The sequence below is a fragment of the Bifidobacterium saguinibicoloris genome, from assembly GCF_019331725.1.
GTDB lineage: Bacteria > Actinomycetota > Actinomycetes > Actinomycetales > Bifidobacteriaceae > Bifidobacterium > Bifidobacterium saguinibicoloris.
Window position 1 is genome coordinate 1 of the sequence record NZ_JAHBBF010000019.1, and the last position, 17,219, is coordinate 17,219.

The 17,219-nt window shown below is 66.3% G+C and carries 8 protein-coding genes and 2 tRNA genes; 7 read left to right on the forward strand and 3 right to left on the reverse strand.

What is annotated here, in order from left to right:
* On the forward strand, positions 1–938 hold a 938-nt coding region (locus tag KIH78_RS09560), incomplete at its 5' end, for an aminotransferase class I/II-fold pyridoxal phosphate-dependent enzyme (RefSeq protein WP_219132166.1).
* Positions 939–986: 48 nt separating this feature from the next.
* Here KIH78_RS09560 and KIH78_RS09565 read toward each other — a convergent pair.
* Positions 987–1,667: a M48 family metallopeptidase gene (locus KIH78_RS09565; RefSeq protein WP_214314600.1), complete on the reverse strand. Its 681-nt coding sequence runs from the start codon at positions 1,665–1,667 to the stop codon at positions 987–989.
* 137 nt (positions 1,668–1,804) lie between these two features.
* Here KIH78_RS09565 and KIH78_RS09570 point away from each other — a divergent pair.
* The 3 genes from KIH78_RS09570 (at position 1,805) to KIH78_RS09580 (ending at position 3,922) form a co-directional block, all read left to right on the forward strand.
* Positions 1,805–1,878 (forward strand) — tRNA-Ile (locus KIH78_RS09570).
* A gap of 76 nt (positions 1,879–1,954) precedes the next feature.
* A tRNA-Ala gene (locus KIH78_RS09575) sits at positions 1,955–2,027 on the forward strand.
* Between the two features lie 920 nt (positions 2,028–2,947).
* Entirely contained in the window at positions 2,948–3,922 is a 975-nt protein-coding gene (locus KIH78_RS09580) for a DUF5692 family protein (RefSeq protein WP_219132167.1), read from the forward strand.
* Between the two features lie 232 nt (positions 3,923–4,154).
* Here the strand turns inward: KIH78_RS09580 and KIH78_RS09585 are convergent, their stop codons facing one another.
* Positions 4,155–6,035, reverse strand: coding sequence for a zinc ribbon domain-containing protein (locus KIH78_RS09585; RefSeq protein WP_219132168.1), 1,881 nt, complete (start codon positions 6,033–6,035; stop codon positions 4,155–4,157).
* A 254-nt stretch (positions 6,036–6,289) separates the two neighbouring features.
* Here KIH78_RS09585 and gdhA point away from each other — a divergent pair, with 254 nt between their 5' ends.
* Positions 6,290–7,636: an NADP-specific glutamate dehydrogenase gene (gdhA, locus tag KIH78_RS09590; RefSeq protein WP_219132169.1), complete on the forward strand. Its 1,347-nt coding sequence runs from the start codon at positions 6,290–6,292 to the stop codon at positions 7,634–7,636.
* Positions 7,637–8,192: 556 nt separating this feature from the next.
* Entirely contained in the window at positions 8,193–9,113 is a 921-nt protein-coding gene (locus tag KIH78_RS09595; RefSeq protein ID WP_219132170.1) for a DMT family transporter, read from the forward strand.
* Positions 9,114–9,284: 171 nt separating this feature from the next.
* On the opposite strand, the gene KIH78_RS09600 is transcribed toward KIH78_RS09595, so the two are convergent.
* Entirely contained in the window at positions 9,285–15,662 is a 6,378-nt protein-coding gene (locus KIH78_RS09600; RefSeq protein ID WP_219132171.1) for a family 43 glycosylhydrolase, read from the reverse strand.
* A gap of 304 nt (positions 15,663–15,966) precedes the next feature.
* Between KIH78_RS09600 and KIH78_RS09605 the strand changes: the two genes are divergently transcribed.
* Positions 15,967–17,190 carry a LacI family DNA-binding transcriptional regulator gene (locus KIH78_RS09605; RefSeq protein ID WP_219132172.1) on the forward strand — a complete coding sequence of 408 codons (1,224 nt, stop codon included), beginning with the start codon at positions 15,967–15,969 and terminating at the stop codon, positions 17,188–17,190.
* Positions 17,191–17,219 lie beyond the last annotated feature (29 nt).

The window sequence follows — 17,219 nt, forward strand, 5'->3', positions numbered from 1 at the left end:
CGCGCGCGCAGAACCCCACCGGAGCCAGCCTGAGCCGGAAGCGCGTGGACGAACTCGCCGACGAACTCATCGCGTGGAGGCGGGACGCGGCGAACGGCGATGGGGCGACGGATGGCGGCGGTGAAACGGGCAGCGGGACGACGGATGGCGGCGGGGCGGCGTCGGACGGCATGCCGGTCATCGTGGAGGACGACCACAGCGGTGACGTGGCCAACGCGTACGCGGTGTCGCTGGCCCTCCGGCTGCCGGAGCACGTCATCCACATCCGCAGCTTCTCGAAATCGCACGGACCGGACCTGCGGCTCGCGGCCGTCTCAGGCACACGGCGGGCCATCGACGCGATCATCGCGCAACGACGGCTCGGCCCCGGATGGGTGAGCCGCTTCCTGCAGGAGATCCTCGTGGAGATGCTCGCCGACAAGCAGACGTTCCGCACCGTCATGAACGCGCGACACATCTACGCCACCCGCCAGAAGACCATGCACGCGCTGCTCCTGCGCTTCGGACAGGACGTGCCCGTGGGCGACGGGCTCAACCTCTGGCTGCCTGTGCGCAGCGAGGCCGCCGCCATGCGACTGCTCGCGCGGCATCATATCCGCGTGGCCGCCGGAGGGCCGTTTCGCCCGGGGCTATGGGTGGACGAGAACGGGACCATGCAGGACATGCGGGACATGCGGACGGGTGCCACGGGCGCCACGGGCGGCTTCGCGACGAGAACCGGGCCGGACGGAACGGCGGAATCGGACGGAACGGCGGAATCGGACGGAACGGCGGAATCGGACGGAACGGCGGAATCGGACGGAACGGCGGGACGTGACGCCGCGCGACGGCCGCAACCCGGCGTGCGCGTCACCATCGCATCGCCCGCGGCCGTCAACGAGCGCGTGGCGCGGCTGCTCGCGCAGGCCGCGGAAGCGGAGAAGCCGGGCGAAGCCTGACGGGACATCCGAAACCGGACAATCGGATGAAACCTGACAGGGCGACGGCTACAGCACCATGCGACGGTTAAGGTCGCGGCGCAACACGCGCCAACCGGGCAGATAGGCGTCCATGCGGCGCTGGAACCCCGGGCCATGGCCATGCTCCCACAGGTGCGTCATCTCATGGACGAGCACATACTCCAGGAACCGCGGCTCCATGAGCCCCAGCTGGAGGTTCAGACGGATGCGGCCCGTCTTGGGCGTGCAGGACCCCCATCGGCTGGTCATGCGGCGCAAGGTGACGTGCGTGGGACGTCGGCCGATGATCGGCCCCCACTTGGCGAGCAGGGCGGGCAGCGCCGCCTCGATGGCCGCGGCCGCCTCGCGACGACGGGCGTCGGTCCAAAACGGCTGGGTAGGGGAGTCGGCGGCGGGCTCGACGTCCGGCGCGACGGCCCGTCCGTCAAGCCGGTCCAGCATGACGTGGCGCGCATCCTCCATGCGTCGGCGCTGCATCACGATCCATTCACGGCGGTCACGCACGAAGGCGGTGATGGTACGCAACGGCATCCGCAACGGCGCGGACACCTCGACGCGCCCCTCCGGAGGCTTGACGCGCAGATACATGTTCCTGATGCGCTTGCGCTCGACATGCACTTCAAGCCCGTCGACGTCGAGCACGCGTTCCTCAACGGTCGCATGCGCGGCAACGCGGATGGGACCGCTGGCGACAACGCTCCTCGACATCGCATCTCCTTCCGCCGGACGTTCTCCGGTAACCGTAGGGCATGCCGCAGAACGCGACACGCCGAAGACGGTTTTCTGTTGACAGCACGAGGAATGCATGTAGTATATCCACTTGTGCGCTTTTGAAGTGCACGGACGGGCCCGTAGCTCAGGTGGTTAGAGCGCATCCCTGATAAGGATGAGGTCGGAGGTTCAAGTCCTCCCGGGCCCACAGGAAAAACCAGCGGCCATGTTTGAGCCGCTCTTTTTTTCTATCCAGAGCCGAACGATGTCACCCCTGAATGTTCGGGGCATTGGCGCAGCTGGTAGCGCATCTGCTTTGCAAGCAGAGGGTCACCGGTTCGAACCCGGTATGCTCCACGAATGACACGGTTCGGATGACTGGATGAAACCCTTGGAATCAAGCCGATTCCGAGGGTTTTTCGTTATCACGCCCAGTGCCCTTCGAGGGGTCGGGTCGGCCCTGGACGCATCGTGCATGCGCCGCCGAAGGCGGGTCCGGTGCGCGCCAAACGCGCGCATATCGCACGCATATCGCACGACGGGACGAATCCGGGGCCACAGAACCATCAGGCGCGACCCAGCAAACCGGCATCAGCACGCCCAACACAACTCACCGGCACGAACCATCGCACCCGGAACGGCAATCCGAGGCATCTACGCGTTCCGGACCACAGCACAGTGGGCCGGAACGCGAAAACAGGCCTTTCACACGCTCCGGGGCCACGAATCGTGCCACCGGAAGACCAATCACACGGATTCCCCCACTCCGGACCACAACCCCACGGGCCGGAACGCACAATCGCACTGTTCCTGCGCTCCGGGGCCACAGAACCATCAGGCGCGACCCAACAAACCGGCATCAGCACACCCCACACAACCCACCGGCACGAACCAACGACCACACCCCAACGACCCACCTGTGTTGACATCGTGTCAACAGCGGGTCTAGAATAAGCCGCGAGAGAAATTGACACCACGTCAACAACGCGGCGTCACCCCACGCGATCGGCGGCCCGACGACGGGCGGCCGACACCACGCGACGGACCACCGCGGGCCGCCGCAACCTGCACCGCACGGCAGCCCACACCACGCGATGACCCGCACCACGCAACGGACCATCGCGGAGCCGCCACGCCGAAGCCGACGCACATACGTGCGCCCGCACGCAACCGCACGAGCCGCGGTCGCATGCAGCGGACACGGCGACAACGCAACGGCGGCGGGCTGACGGACACGGCCGGACCGATCGCACGGAACCAGAAAGGAACCGGAAACCATGCTGTTTCAGGTCTACGGCGACAACGCCGTCTACCAGTGGATCGGATGGATCCTCGTCTTCTGCTGCCTCATCGGCGCCAACGAACTGGCCCGCCGCACCAAGACCGGAGGCATCATCGCCTTCCTCGTCGTGCCGGCGGTGCTGACCGTCTACTTCGTGACCATCTACACGGCCGCAGCCATGGGCGCGCAGTGGGCGCTGAGCAACCCCACGTACGTCCACATGACCAGCTGGTTCCACTACGCGAAGCTCTACGCGGCCACCGCCGGCTGCATCGGCTTCATGGCGCTCAAATACAAGTGGGGCTCGATCGGCAAATCCGAATGGTTCAAGTGCTTCCCGTTTGTGATCGTCGCCATCAATATCCTCATCGCCGTGGTCTCCGACTTCGAATCCGCGTTCCGCGCCTGGGGCACCACCTGGGTCTCCACCGAAGGCGTGACCCTCATGGGCGGCTGGCACAACGTGTTCAACGGCGTGGCCGGCCTCATCAACATCGCCTGCATGACCGGCTGGTTCGGCATCTACGTGTCCAAGAAGAAGGACGACATGCTCTGGCCGGACATGACCTGGGTGTTCATCGTCGCCTACGACCTGTGGAACTTCTGCTACACGTACAACTGCCTGCCCACCCACTCCTGGTACTGCGGCCTGGCGCTGCTGCTCGCCCCCACCGTGGCCAACGCCCTGTGGAACAAGGGCGGCTGGATCCAGAACCGCGCCAACACGCTGGCCATCTGGTGCATGTTCGCGCAGGTGTTCCCGATGTTCCAGGACTACTCGGTGTTCTCCACGCAGTCGGTGAACAACCCGAACGTGAACCTGGCGGTCTCGCTGGTGGCGCTCGTCGCGAACGTGCTCGCGCTCAGCTACATCCTCGTACGCGCGAAGCGCCAAGGCGTCAACCCGTGGACCCGCGAGGTGTTCAAGGGCACCAGGGATTATGAGCAGGCTATCGCCCGCGCAGCATGACCCACGTGCGGCGCGACCCCGCACGACCCGCCATAACCAGGGAATCCCCCGTCCGGACGCATGCCCGAACGGGGGATTCCCGTATCCATGAGGCGGCCCATAAGGCGGCCAACCGGACCAACCAACTCAACCGGACCGGCCGGACCGGCCGACTCAACCAGACCACTCAGACCGACCGTCTCCTCAGCCCGAACAGCCTCAAGCCAACCAGCCGCCTCAACCATCCTGGAACTCAGAACAGCGAGGACGAGGACGACGCATCGTTCTCGCGCTTGGCGTCCTTCATGAAGTCGGTCACATCCTCGTCGTCCACGGACACCTTGCCCTTGTCGGTGAGCTTGAGGTCCGCGGTGATGTGCGCCCGATCCTGGGTGAGGTCCAGGCTCAGCTCGTTGAGGGTCCGTCCTTCGCCGTAGTCGAGCGTGACCTCGATCTGCGGCGCCTCGCTGCGCTTGACGTCCAGCATCTGGTCGATGGCGTCGTCCAGCGACTTGCTCGCCTCTCCGGTGGTGGAGTGGTTGCTTTCCTTGATCACGCGGATCATGTAGTCGCGCATGCCGGGGTAGTCGTCCTCGTGGTCCTGCCAGTAGGCGGCGAGCCGGTGCACGAACTCGGCGATGTCGAACTCATAGGTGAGCTTCGTGGATCCGGTGGAGGTGCGCTCGGATTTCTTCGTGGGGAAGATCGCCTCGTCCACGTCCTTCTTCTCCAGTTCCTCGCCGAAGAACTTCATCGAGAACTTGGCGATGTCCTTCGCCTCGTCGTCGGTGGGTTGGGTGCGTTTCATCTGGTCGAGGTAGTCGTCGAGCGATTCGTCGCCGTTCGCCTTGGCCGACTGCTCGAGGAACGTCTTCTGCGCGCCGGCGATGTCCCATTTGCCGTTCTTGACGAGCGCGTCCTTGGTGTCGAGGACCACCTGCGACCATTCGCGTCCGAGGCTGCTGCGCAGTCCGCTGCGGAGCTTCTCGCCGCTCATGTAGTAGTAGAAGTCCTGGTCCATGTCCCCATACCAGTCGAGGCCGGACATGTATTCGTTCTTCTCGTAGAGGCCGACGTTTCCGTGCTGCCATGCGCCGCGCACGGTCATGTAGTCCGGCATCTTGGCTTCCACGTACAGCATCGATTCGTCGGTGGTCTTGCCGAGCGAGTACGCGCCGGAGAACGTGGCCTTGCTGCCGGATTCGCCCGAGTCGATGGCGAGTTCGTAGCGTGTGCTCTGCAGGTCTTCGATCGACGCGAGCGCGTCGTAGGTGACGACGAGCGGGTTGTTGGGGCGGAATCCGAGCATCATCTTCACGGCGGTGAGGTTCGGGATGATGAACGCAAGCGCCACGACGAGGATGACGGCCACGACGCCGCCGATGATGCCGGCGATGGCGCCGCCGCCCAGTCCGCGTTTGCGCGGCGCGGGCGCCGGGATGGGGGCCGCACCGGGTGCGCCGGGGACCGGAACGCCCGGCACGCCCGCGCCCGGTACGCCCGGCGCGCCGGGCATGGGTACGCCGCCCGGTCCGGGAACACCCGGCCCCGGCACACCCGGTACACCCGGTACACCGTTTCCGGGCACGCCCTGCACGGGAGCCCCCGGCATGGCGGGCGATTCCGGCAGCGGCACGCCGCCGCCCGGCACGCTTTCGACGGCGGGAACGCCGTATGCGCCGGCTGCGATGTTGCCGTCCGATGCCGGTACGCCCGGCTGGCCCGTCCACCCCTGCTGGACCGGTTGGGCCTGCTGGACCGGCTGCCCCGGCAGCGGCGGCATGGTCTGGGTGGCCGCGGCTCCCGATACGGCGCCCGGCAGAGGCGGCATGGTCTGCGTCGCCGCGTTCGACATGGCCGCGCCGGGCAGCGGAGGCAACGCCTGCGTCTCGGCCGCGGCCGGCTGCGGCATGACGGGGATGGCCTGCGTGGGCTGCCGGTCGGCCGGCGTGGCGGCTTGCGTGGGGATCGATGCCGTCTGGCCGTAGGATCCGTAGGGCTGCGCCGACGGTGCGGACGCGTCCTGTCCCCGGTATCCCGCGGATGGTTCCGCGCCGGCCGCGGGAGCTCCGCAGGAGCCGCAGAACGTTGCACCGTCGGCGATTGGCTGTCCGCAATGTGCGCAGTATTTCATGTCGCACCCACCCTTCTTCATCGTGGTTTGGAGAACCCGCCCAAGCCTGCGCCGGTTCGACGATGACCCTTGCGAAAGCCCCGAAAACCTCTTCCTCGATACGGCCATTGTACCGCCGGAGCACCTGCCCGCTCCGGACCGGCACGCACGTCCCCTCCCGCAATCGCCCGTGGACAGACCTCTTGCCGTGACGCGGGACGCACGCCTACAATCGGAATCGTCTATCAATGATCCAACCCAAAGGGGAGTAATCCATGCTCACGGACGAGTACGTCAAGCGCGTCTACGCGCAGGTCGAGAAGCGCGACGGCGACCAGCCGGAATTCCTGCAGGCCGTGCAGGAGGTCTTCGAAAGCCTTCAGCCGGTGGTCGAGAAGCACCCGGAATACGAGAAGGCGGGCGTGCTGGAGCGCCTTGTGGAGCCGGAGCGCGTGGTCAAGTTCCGCGTCGCCTGGACCGACGACGAAGGCAAGGTGCAGGTGAACCGCGGCTACCGCGTGCAGTTCAACTCCGCCATCGGACCGTACAAGGGCGGTCTGCGTTTCCACCCCACCGTCAATGAGGGCGTCATCAAGTTCCTCGGCTTCGAGCAGATCCTCAAGAACAGCCTGACCACGCTGCCGATGGGCGGCGGCAAGGGCGGCTCCGACTTCGACCCGAAGGGCAAGTCCGACGCCGAGGTCATGCGCTTCTGCCAGGCGTTCATGACCGAACTGTGCCGTCACATCGGCCAGTTCACCGACGTTCCCGCCGGCGACATCAACGTGGGCGCGCGTGAGATCGGCTACCTGTTCGGCCAGTACAAGCGCATCCGCGACGAATACTCCGGCGTGCTCACCGGCAAGGGCCTGGAGTTCGGCGGCTCGCTCGCCCGCACCGAGGCCACCGGCTACGGCGTCTGCTACTACACGCAGGAGGCGCTGCGCGTGCTGCGCGGTGATTCGTTCGAAGGCAAGACCGTCGTGATCTCCGGCTCCGGCAACGTGGCCATCTACGCCACCGAGAAGGCCGAGCAGCTGGGCGCGAAGGTCGTCACCGTGTCCGATTCCAACGGCTACGTCTACGATCCGGAAGGCATCAAGGTCGACGTGGTCAAGCAGATCAAGGAGGTCGAGCGCGGCCGCATCAAGGAGTACGCGGAACGCGTGCCGGGCGCCGAATACCACGAAGGCTGCTCCGGCGTGTGGACCGTGCCGTGCGACATCGCGCTGCCGTGCGCCACGCAGAACGAGATCGACGGCGCTTCGGCCGAGGCGCTCGTCGCCGGCGGCTGCAAGGTCGTGTGCGAAGGCGCGAACATGCCGTCCACACCGGAAGCCATCGCCGTGTACCAGAAGAACGGCCTGCTGTACGGCCCGGCCAAGGCCGCGAACGCGGGCGGCGTGGCCGTCTCCGGCCTCGAGATGAGCCAGAACAGCTACCGTCTCTCCTGGACGTTCGAGGAGGTCGACGCGAAGCTCAAGTCCATCATGGAGTCCATCGTGGCGGAGTCGCTGAAGGCGGCGAAGGAGTACGGCCACGAAGGCGATCTGATGCTCGGCGCGAACGCCGCCGGCTTCGTCAAGGTCGCCAACGCGATGGTCGCCCAGGGCGTGCTGTGACCCGCATGGGGCGTGCGTAGGCCGCACGGTCGCGTACGCACCCGGCAATGACGAACCGGAGGGCCGGTGTCGGAAGCAGGTACCCGCTGCCGACACCGGCCCTCCCGTATCCATGCCGACACGACACGCGCGTCGACGGAACGGTCATCATCCACGTCTCTCGGCAATGACATGTCGGTGTCCCATCGGACACCACCGGTCTCCCCACCTGCCGAACACCACACCTCTCGGGCTTCATCGGATGCCACCGTGCGACGCCCTGCCGACGGCACCGCCGCACGACAATCAGGACGGCGCCTGCCGCAACGACCGCACGGCACCACGCATCGCACACTCCGGCGCCGCCACACACAGCGCACACCATAGCGCCGTCGCGCCACACGCACGTCGCACACCGCACGCACGTCGCACACCGCACGCACGTCGCACGCACCCCATCGCACGTTTTCCGCGCACCCCGGCCAGCCCGACGCGCGACGCGCGTACACTGCGTGACGTGTCGCAGTTCGATCCCGCATTGAGCAGCCGTCCGACGCCAGCATGGCTCGGACGGCTGTTGCTGCTTGCCACCGCGGCCGGATGGGGTGGCGGCTACACGTTCTCGTCGATCGTGACAGGTCACGTCACCGTGCAGTGGATGATGGCGATCCGCCTATTGTTCGGCACGGCGGTCATCGGTCTGCTGGCGTTCCGGCGCATCTGCCGCATGCCGTTCGCGCGCATCGCGATTCCCGGCCTGCTGCTCGCCGTCTCCTATTGGGCGGCGTTCCTCGTGCAGATGACCGGCCTGACGATGACCGCTCCGGGGCGCAACGCGTTCCTCACGGCCACATACTGCGTGCTGGTGCCGTTCCTGGTGTGGATGCTGACGAAACGCCGGCCGGCGAAGCGGAATCTGGTGGCCGCGGCCGTCTGCCTGGTGGGTGTCGGGTTCGTCTCGATGGCGGAGGCGGGTGCCGGCGGTGGGGTCGGCGGCGGGGTCGGCGGCGCCGGTGGCATCGGCGCACTCGGAGGGCTGATCGACCCGGGCGACCTGGTCTCGTTGGCGGGAGGCGCGCTGTTCGGCCTGAACATCACGCTGACCGGCATGCTGGCGAAGCAGTACGATGCGATGACGCTCACGTTCTATGAGTTCGGTTTCGCGTGCGTGCTGTTCGCCGCGGGCGGCCTGCTGTTCGACCCGCTGCCTACACGCGGCTGGTTCACGCCGGAGGTCATCGGCTCGTTCGTGTATCTGGTGCTGGTATCCACGCTGATGGCGCAGATCTTCCAGAACATCGCGTTCGCCTGCGTGCCTTCGAGCCAGGGTTCGCTGATTCTGTGTCTGGAGAGCGTGTTCGGCGTGCTGTTCTCGGTGCTGCTGACCGGCGAGCGCGTCACCGTGCCGACCGCCGTCGGGTTCGTGCTGATCTTCTGTGCGATTCTATTGTCCGAAGTGCGATTGTCCACGTTGCGTTCGCTGATGCATCGGCGATAGCTGCCGATAGTGACCGATAACGAAACAGGCTGGACACGGGCTGACGAACCGCGTCGCCGCCTTCCGGGCAGATACGCGAACAGGGCCGCCACCCCTCCCGAAGGAAGGGCGACGGCCCTGTCAGTCGGCCATCAGTCGGCTACCGCCGAGCGGCCAGCCGGCCCAACCGGATCAGGCGTCACGGCGACGACGCAGCACCGTCAGCGCGGCACCCGCACCGAGCAGCGCCACCGCGGCCAACACGGCCACCGTCACCGAGGCACCGGTCTTCGACAGACCCGCACCCGGCTCCTTCGCACCGTTCGAACCGTTCGCGCCATTACCAGAGCCGTTACCGGAACCGCCCTGACCGGAGTTGCCACCCTGGCCCTGGCCGCCCTGACCGCTGTTACCGCCTTCACCGGCGGCCTTTGCCTTGACCTTCACGGTGAAGGCGACGGGCTTGAGGCCCTCGGCCGCATCCTTGCCGGTGTAGGTCACGGTGACCTTGACCGCGTCGGACGCCTTCGAGGAGTCGAAGCCGGTGAGCACGTAGTCCTCGCCGAGCTTGAGCTCGCGGGTCTTGCCGTCGGACAGCGTGGCGGTCACCTTGAGGCCGTCCGCGGAGAACGCGTCTCCCACGGTGTACTCGGTCTTGGTGGGGCCGGAAGTCACGGCGATGGACTTGACCGTCACCGTGGCGGGCGGCGTGACCGGCTTGGCGTTGACGGTCACCTCGTAGGAGGCGGTCTTGGTGGCGTCGTCCTTGAGGGCGACGGTCACGGTGACCTTCTTGCCGCCGAGGGCTTCGGCGAACGGCTTGGTCAGATCGACCGCCTTGCCGTCGGGGTCCACCGCGGACACGGTGTAGCCGTCGGAACCGACTCCGACCGGGTCGCCGGAGGACATGACCTTGGCGACCTTGAGGCCGTCCGCGGAGAAGGTGTCGCCGACGGTGTACTCGGTGTCCGCGCCGGTGGCGTCCACGGTGATGCCGGTCACCGTGGGCTCGGGCTCGGGCTCGCCCTTCGCCGTCACCGCGGTGCCGTCGAAGATGACGGTGTAGTCGCCCTTGGCGTTGTTGGAGGTGGCGAACACGCCGACGTCAAGACGTTCGGCGGCGTCATCTCCCAGGGTCACCTTGCCGAGGCTCTTCCACTCGTCGGATCCGGCGAGGCGGGTGAAGCCTTCGAGTTCGGTGGCGCTGTTACGCACGAGCTTGAGGGAGACCGGCGTGTCGACGGAGCTGGCGGCTTCGGCGACGGTGTCGGACTGCTTGTCGATGAACCCGTTGTTGTTGGAGTCCGTCTGGAAGTAGGCTCCGTTCGGGCTGGCGGCGAGCAGCGCGTAGCCGTGGGCCTTGCCCTGGCCGGCGGCGCTCAGGTCGTTGCGCACGATGATGCCGGCGCGCGGATCGGTGTTGTTGCCGGCCTGCGAGGAGGTGATGGTCGTCTCGATGGAGTCGCCCACGCCGAGCTTCGCGGACTGGTAGATGGCGGAGAGGTTGTCCTTGTTCGTCCAGGCGCCGTTGTTGGAGGCGTCGGTGACGAGGAACGAGCCTTCGGTCTCACCCTGGCAGAAGGTGCCGGCGTTGCCCCAGCTCGTGGTCTTCCACGGGTCGGAGACGGCCTTGCAGCCTTCCGTGGTGGTGGTGAAGCGCACCGTGTAGACGCGCGTCTTCGTCGGGTCCGTCTTGGAGGTGACGGTGATGATGGCGCGTGCGGTGTTCACGTCGGTCGTCACGGTCACGTCGTCCGGGTTGGCTGCGACGGCGTCGACGGTCGGGACCTTGCCCCAGGCGCCGATGTTCACGCCGTACGTGGTGGTGCCGCCGTCGAAGTTGGCCACGGCCTTGCCGTCGATGGTGATGGACGCGAGGTTGAGCGGGTTGTCGGCCGTCTCGTCCCAGTAGTTCAGACCCCAGCCGTCGCCGTACGCGGACGCGTCCTGCGTGGCGGGGTTCTGCATGGTGAGCGCGCCGGTGGTGGAGTTCACCGAGATCGGCAGCCACACGTAGGTGGAGCTGGCCTTGCCGGAGTTCCAGCGGTCGCCGATGTAGATGAACTTGTTCTCGGCCACCTTGAACACGGAGGCGGTCTGCGAGCCGAACGTGGAGCCGCGGGTGTCGCCCACGCTCAGCAGGCCGTCGGCGCCTTCGGGCAGGGCGCCGAACGCGGTGTTCTCGTACTGGTCGTCGGCCTGAACGCCGCGGATCCACGTGCCGAACACGGTGTCCGACGTGTAGTAGGTCTGCTTGTTCGGGGCCCAGCCGGTGGCGCCGGAGGCGACGATGTAGTACTTGCCGTTGTTCTTGAACATGGCGGGCGCTTCGAGCATGCCGCGGTCCTTGACGATGACGAAGTCCTGTCCGGAGACCGGTGCGCCGTCGCCGCCGTCGGCCAGCGTGTACGGGTACTCGCCGCTTTCGGAGTACTGCAGATCGACGTCGGCCACCTTGGACGTGTCCTTCGTGGTCTTGACCACGTTGGTGTAGTCGTCGCTGAGCTTGGCGATGTACAGCGTGCGGTTCTCCTCGGAGGAGTAGATCACGTACGCGGTGCCGTCGTCGTCCTGGAAGACCGTCATGTCACGGGAGCCGCCGGGCACGGCGTTCTTGTGGCCGGTCTTGTAGTCCTGGCGGTTGGGCAGGCGGTAGGCGCCGACCATCTTGAACGGTCCGGTGGGGGAGTCGGAGACGGCCACGCCGGCCAGGGAGCGCTCGTAGTTGGCGGTCGATTCGACGGTCTTGGTGCCGTCCGCGTGCCACCACATCACGTACTTCTTGGTCTTGGCGTTGTACAGCACCTTCGGCCGTTCGAAGATCGCGTTCTCGTTGTCCTTGACGCCGTCGCCGTTCTCGTCGGTGTTGGTGTTGAGGTAGAACGCGAGCTTCTTGGCCTTGGCTTCGTCGAACTTGCCGGACGCGTCCTTCAGGCCGTACAGGTCGGTGAAATAGCTGTCGTCCTTGAGTTCGTCATCGTAGTAGATGGAGCGCAGGGCCACGCCCTGGTCCGTCCAGTTCATGAGGTCCTCGGACCGGTAGACGTGCACGCCGTGCGAGTTGTAGTAGCCGGAGGAGCGGTCCTCGCCGTACCAGTAGTACACGGTCTTGCCGTTCTCCTGGACGGGCACGATCTGGCCGCCGTGGGCCTGGATGTGCTCGCCGCTGGTGGAGTCGGCGGAGTCCTTGGCGTACCAGAGCGGCTGGAAGTAGTTCTTGTCCTTGGTGCCGGGGTCGGCGATGGCTTCGAACTTGGTGTAGGTGGGGACCTTGTCCGTGGTGGGCACGTCGGTGGCCGGCGGGTTCGGCTTGGTGGCGCCGGACTCGACGGGCAGGGTGACGTCGAGCGTGGGGGCCTGTGCGGCCTTGGCGCCGTAGGTGCCTTCGGCGGCGCCCTTCGTGTTCACGAAGTACAGCTCGTCGTTGGCGTACTTGCCGCCGACGGCCAGCGTGAGCGTGGTCTTGCCGGCCTTGAGCGCGTCCTGCACGGCCTTGGTGACGTCGACGGTCACGGTGGCGCCATCGACGGATCCGGGCACGTCGCTGCGGACTTCGTTGCTGCCGTTGTCGAACGCGGCGGAGGTGGTGGTCGCGTCGGCGGCGGCGTCGAAGTTCGGGCGGGTGTTCCAGGTCATGCCGGCGAGCGTACCGTCGAAGGCGGTGCCGTCGAGTCGCTTGTCGGCGTTCACCGGTGCGACGACGATCTGTTCGTCGGCGCGGTTGGCGGTGTCGTAGCGGCGTCCGATGAGCGTGAGCTTGAGCTGTGCGAGCGAGGGTTCCTTGTCCTTGAACTGGGAGAGGTCGAACTGGACGAAGCCGAGTTTGACGTCGGTGCCGTCGCCGGTGCTGGTGCTCTTGTTCTGCTCGCCGAGCAGACCCTTGCCGTCCGCGTTGCGCACGGCGAAGTAGCCGGCGGTGTTCTTGTTGCCGGGGTTCGTGCTGTAGTCGTTGTTCTTGTTCGTCTTCCAGGAGGCGACGTAGGCGTCGGCGCTGGAGGTGACGGTCTTGACTTCGGACTTGGCGGAGATCACCTTGATGGTGACGGTCTTGACGGTGGCGTCGTAGTCGCCCGCCTGGGCGCCGGCGTCGGCCGCGGTGAACGTGACCGGGTATTCGCCGATCTGGTCCTCACCCGGGGTCCAGGTGAGCTTGTTGGCGGCGGGGTCGAACGAAGCGCCCTTGAGGCCGGACAGGTCGGAGGTGGTGATCGTGACGTTGTCGCCGTTCGCCACGTCCGGGTCGTTCACGGTCACGTCGAGCGAGAGCTGTTCGCCGGCCTTGACGGTGATGGAGTCGGAGTCCGGGGAGGTGAACGTGGGCACGGTGTTCTGCTTGACGTTCTGCGTCTTGCCGTCCGCGTCCGTGTACGTGTAGGCGAGCTTGCCCACGGCGTTCTGCGCGAAGGTGACCTGGTTGCTGTACTGCACCTGCTTGCCGCCCACGTACAGGTCGTTGACGGTGGCGTTGGTGGTGTTGGTGAGGTCGAAGCGCGCGTTCGCGTTGGAGAACCAGACCTTGTCGATGGTCACGTTGCCGATGGGCGTGCGGTCGACGTTGTAGTCCTTGCCGGAGCCGTCCGGGTTGGGACGGTAGCCGTTGGCCGCCTGGTCGGCCGCCTTGACGGTGACCTTGCTGGAGCCGTCGGCGCCGTTGATGTCGAAGTTCCTGCCCACGCGGGAGGTGTCGAACGAAGAGTTCGTGATGACGATGTTCTCGTAGCGCGGGTAGATGTCGGTGTGGTTCTGGATGGTGATGGCGCGGCCGCCGCCCTGGAAGCCCAGGGAGTTGAAGTTGTTGAACGTGTAGTTCTTCAGCTGGTAGCCGTGGGCCTCGTGGCCGAGGCGGATGCCGTTGCCGGCCGCCACGGACCATCCGAGCGTGTTGTTGAGGGTGATGTCGTGGCTGTCGGCGTCGTCCCAGTCGTCGTTGTCGACGCCGTGGGAGGCGACGAACGCGTCGTAGGCACCGACGGAGTCGTCGTAGCCCTGGATGTTGGGGTTGGAACCGTTGAAGCCGAACATCTTGTTGTAGAGGTCGGGCTTGTCGTACTGGTACCAGCGGCCGGGGTTGTAGTGGCCGGAGGCGAAGGTGTCGTCGTTGCCGAGCGTGAGCGCGCCGTTGACGGTGAGGTTCTGGCCGGAGGCGAAGTCCATGCCGTCGCCCCAGGGCATGCCGTACGGGGTGAGGCCCTTGATGTTGTTGAACGTCACGTTCTTGGCGGTGTGCGTCTCCCAGTTCCACTGCTTGGCGCCGCGCATGTACGTGTCGTTGAAGGTGATGTCGCTGGAGTGGACGACCATGACGCCGGCCTGGTGCTGGCTCATGTAGGCGTCGTTCCTGTCGCCGGAGGCGCCCTTGTTGCGGCCGGAGTAGTTCTTCACGCCGTTGCCGTCGTAGATGCCGCGGCCGGAGATCTCGATGTTCTTGGAGTTCCAGATGCCGATGGCGGGCTCCTGGGCCTCACGGTAGGCCTGCACGCGGTTGAGCATGAGCGCGCCGTCTTCGGTGTAGATCTTGAGCGTGCCGCCCTTGACCTTGCTGCCGTCGACGCCGTTGACATCGAGGCCGCCCCACGTGTAGGTGCCGTCGGGGAGGTACAGGGTGTTGAGGGTGGCGCCCTTGTTCTCGATGAAGTCGAAGGCAGCCTGCAGCGCGTAGGTGGAGTCGTCGGCGCTCATCTTGCGCTGGTTCGGGTAGGCGACGTCGACGGTGGAGGCGTCGACGATCTTGCCTTCGGAGGTGACGCCCTTGGCGGTCTGTCCTCCGATTTCGGTGCCTTTGCCGTCGTTCCACAGCGAGGTGTGGTGGGAGGCGATGGCCTCCTGCTTCTTCACGGTGGTCTTGCCGTCGGGCAGTTTCGTCCCGGCGTCCGATTCGAGGTACTTCTTGGCGAAGGTCTGGAAGTTGACGACGCCGGTGGTCTCGTTGTAGCCCCACGCCTTCTCGTCGGCGGAGGAGCCAGCGGCGGCGTCCGGCTTGGCGGCGTCCTCTTCGAGCGGGTCGTTGATGACGGCGAGGTACGGCTTGCCGTCCTTGTTGGTGGCGTCGCCGTTGATCATGACGATGACGTAGTTGAGGGACTGCTCCATCTGGAAGGTCAGCGTGTGCTTGTCCGGGCTGACGGTGTACTTGCCCTCGTAGTAGTGCTCGGGGTAGATGTGGACGGTGTTGATCTCCACGTTCGGCAGAGTGACTTCGAGCTTCGGCGTGCGCGAGTTGGAGGCGAAACGCGCGATGTCGAAGTGGTAGCCGGCGTCCGAGCCGGGGTAGTTCGCTGCGGCGTTGTATTGCACCGTCTCCACGTCCGTGCCGTTCGCCTTGACCTGGTACTTGGTCGAGGCCACGTCCGGCGTGGCGGTCTTGTCGCCGAGCACGTCGGTGCCGGCGCCGGTGGCCGCGTAGGTGTGGATCGTGCCGTTGTCCGTGTAGTCCGCTTCATCGGCCACTGCGGTCGATGCGGCGAACGGCACGATGGTCAGCATCATCGCCGCGCCGGCGATGGCGGCCATCACCTTGCGCAGGGCTCCTCCGCCCGCGCTCGGTGTGGGTTCAGCATGAAGTCGCTTCATTGCTGTCCTTCCTTCCTTGGAATCTCCTGGTCCGGGGTTCCCGTTGCGGAATCCTCGCGGATTCCGTTTGCTCCCGATTCCCGATCACTACGGTTCGTGACCGATCATCAGCAATCATCATACATGTTTTTGTAAGCGCTTATAGCTTTGATTCTCCAGCGTGTCTAAGCGCTTACGGTGTGGCGTGTTCCACCGGGCCGCCTATCATGTGATGTGATATGTAACATCCCTTCACCGGCCATCGCGCGAGGTCGCCCCTTGCCGTGAGGACCGCGGCACGACCATCGCACAGGACTGGACCACCATGACCACGACATCGCACGCCACCACCACGGACGCCGAAACGACCGCCGCCACTTCCACGGCCGGAAAGCAGGCAGGCGCCGGCGATGCACGTGCGCCACGGCAGGAGCCTCCGGCGCACGACGCATCGGACGTCACGGACACGACACCCACGGCCGCACCGCAGGCGTCGGCCGCCGCGATGCCGCAGGACAAGCCCAAAGCCACCATCTACGACGTGGCCGAACGCGCCGGCGTCTCCTACGCCACCGTCTCCCGCTACCTCAACGGGCATCCCAACGTCGCCGCCAAAACCGCGGCCCGCATCGACAAGGCCATCGCGGAGACCGACTACACGCCCAGCGCCAACGCGCGCTCGCTCGCGCAGCAGCGCACCCACCTCATCGCGCTCATCATCCACGGACAATCGCAGGACATCCTCACCGACCCCAACATCCTCCAGATCATGGCCAGCGCCAACGCACGCGTCACCGAGGAGGGCTGGCAGCTCGTCACCCTCATGAGCGAGAACGACACGTCCACGCAGAACATCGCGCGCATGGTGGCCGGCGGATTCGCCGACGGCTACCTGCTGTTCACGCTCGAACGCCACGACCCCATCCTCGACGTGTTCGCCAAGCGCCCCATCCCCGCCGCCATCTCCGGCACCGGATTCAAGGAGGTCATGCCCTGCCCGTCCGTGGACGTGGACAACCTCGGCGCGATGAGCGGGCTCGTGCGCCACGTGCTCATGCCGGACGGGCACACGCTCGAACGCCGCCACCCCGCCTACATCTGCGGCCCCATGAACATGCCCGGCGCACCGGAGCGCATGGCCGCGTTCGTCAATGTCACCAACGAGCTGCTGCCCACCGGCGAGGACCATCCGGCGAGCTACGTGGACGACTGGAAGACCGCCTCCGGCGCCGCCGTGGTGCACGGCTGGCACGAGGACGGCACGCTCGAAGGGCTCGACGCCATCGTGTGCGCCAACGACACACTCGCCGTGGGCGTCATCGAGGAGCTGCACCGGCTGGGACGCGCCGTGCCGCGCGACGTGGCCGTCTCCGGCTTCGACAACAGCGCCGCCGCCACGTCCATCACGCCGGCGCTCACCACCGTGGACCAGCACATGGAGCTCCGCGGCCGCGTGATGGCGCAGATCGTCATCGACGCCATCAACGGCATCCGCTCCCCGCACACCGTGTACGTGGACACCGACCTGGTGGTGCGCCAGTCGGCGTGAGGGCGTGTGGGGCGGCCTAAGGCGCGCGT

What these genes read in the sequence shown, in the direction of transcription:
- KIH78_RS09580 (WP_219132167.1), top strand. Translation starts at nt 2,948, where the DNA reads ATGCTGTTTCAGGTCTACGGCGACAACGCCGTCTACCAGTGGATCGGA.
- KIH78_RS09565 (WP_214314600.1), bottom strand. Translation starts at nt 1,667, where the DNA reads ATGTCGAGGAGCGTTGTCGCCAGCGGTCCCATCCGCGTTGCCGCGCAT.
- gdhA (WP_219132169.1), top strand. Translation starts at nt 6,290, where the DNA reads ATGCTCACGGACGAGTACGTCAAGCGCGTCTACGCGCAGGTCGAGAAG.
- KIH78_RS09605 (WP_219132172.1), top strand. Translation starts at nt 15,967, where the DNA reads ATGACCACGACATCGCACGCCACCACCACGGACGCCGAAACGACCGCC.
- KIH78_RS09585 (WP_219132168.1), bottom strand. Translation starts at nt 6,035, where the DNA reads ATGAAATACTGCGCACATTGCGGACAGCCAATCGCCGACGGTGCAACG.
- KIH78_RS09600 (WP_219132171.1), bottom strand. Translation starts at nt 15,662, where the DNA reads ATGAAGCGACTTCATGCTGAACCCACACCGAGCGCGGGCGGAGGAGCC.